Origin of the sequence: Bathymodiolus azoricus thioautotrophic gill symbiont (assembly GCF_001298715.1) — a bacterium.
Classification (GTDB): Bacteria; Pseudomonadota; Gammaproteobacteria; order PS1; family Pseudothioglobaceae; genus Thiodubiliella.
Window position 1 is genome coordinate 1 of record NZ_CDSC02000268.1, and the last position, 1663, is coordinate 1663.

Genomic DNA, 1663 nt, shown 5'->3' on the forward strand with positions numbered 1-1663 from the left:
CATAATTTCTATTTTAGAGACAGATCCCTTAATCAGATTTATTGCACTTTTAAATTGTTCCAACAATTCTTGCTTAGAGTAACTATCTGAGCCTATTCTGGCTAGAATTATCTTGTCAATATTGGGTCTTTTTGCAAAATTGTATGAAACAGTAGATCTGTCTTTTTTGTAGGTAAAACTAACATAGTCTGAGGGGGGCATATCGTGAAATACAAAACTATAGTTCACCCCATTCGCTCCTACTAGTCCATCTACTCTTGTTGCACCATGTACATAATGATAAGCATATGAGCCTCTATTTGGACCTGAAGGACTGTATGCCAATACATCTGCATTGAACCTGCTACTTAAATTAGTCACACGACTCGAGTAACCAAACGCACCATGTGTGGCATACCAGTCTGCACTGCCACGACCCATTTTTATGTTTATTTGTGCCATTGAGGTGCCATCAGGCAGTTGATTTTCTAGTTTTTTCAGTGCTGCCACAGTAGCATTAAAACCACTTGCCATAACACGAATTTTTAACTCACCTTTCAAACCTTCTATCGATCTATTTAGTTGTAGCGAACCATCATCACCCACAGAAACAACAAAATGATAATTGTCGTCTGTGTAAGGGTCAAGTCGAGTTAATTCGCCGTCTTTGTAGCCCCAGACAACTTTTCCTTCGTCAAGATGATAGCGATTGTCAACCATTACTCTACCGCTTTGTTCTATTTTTGACACACCTAATCTAGAGCTGACCTTAGTAGTTTCAATATTCCTTAGTTTCAGTCCCATTGCGATATCTCTACTAAAATCAGCGCCTGAATAACACCCTTTCATAGCGACCGTGTCAATACTTGATTGAACGGGTAAAATGCCTCTTAATGTGGCAACAATGTCAACAATCTCACTGGGTGTTCTACCTCCTGATTTCTCTAATTTTTCATCACCATGTCCAACAAATAGTATTTTAATATTATCTGCTTTTATTTCGTGTAGTTTAGGTCCATGCACAGTCCGGTAACCACCCTCTTTATCCATTTGTATAAGTGTGGAATTTTTAGAATGTTTGCCTGTTATGTCTGCCGAACTTTTTACTACATCTGTAGCATCTTCTAACTGAACAACAACATAATGTGTGTCCCTAGGGCCAGGAGAAACTTCGAGCTGGTTTACTACTGTTCTTCTCTCCCATGCATTTAACGCTCGTTGAGATTTTGTAATATCACTAGCAATCTCTGATGCCTTTCTCACACATACCTTAGCCCAAGCTTTGCGAGCTGCATTTTTAGCAAGGTTAATCTCATCTTGACTTAGCAACCTTTCAAATTCACTTTTAGCACTTTCAATGCGTGTAAGTTGATCTCCAAGACTCAAGCCAGCAATGTCTTTTAACATATCTACGCTTACATCAATATCCAGCTCACCCTTATTAAATCTATTTTCCAAATGATAGGTAAGAGTATTCTCTGCACAATTCTGTGCAATTGCGCTTAACTTATCAAACTGTTTTTGGTACTTTGTTTCTCGACCTGACAAATGCCTGTCTAAATCGTTAGCCATTTTTTCAAAAACTTTCGTCTTCAGGGGTCCTGATTCTAGCGCCTTAGCCCTTTGAAGATCTTCTTTTAATCCTCTTAAAACATCATAATGCTTGCTACTTGCACTACTTTTC

General features: G+C 38.5%; 1 protein-coding gene. It reads right to left on the minus strand.

What is annotated here, in order from left to right:
* Window positions 1–1551, minus strand: a 1551-nt coding sequence (locus BAZSYMA_RS05145) for a C80 family cysteine peptidase (RefSeq protein ID WP_143243113.1), incomplete at its 3' end; no start/stop codon positions are given.
* Window positions 1552–1663 lie beyond the last annotated feature (112 nt).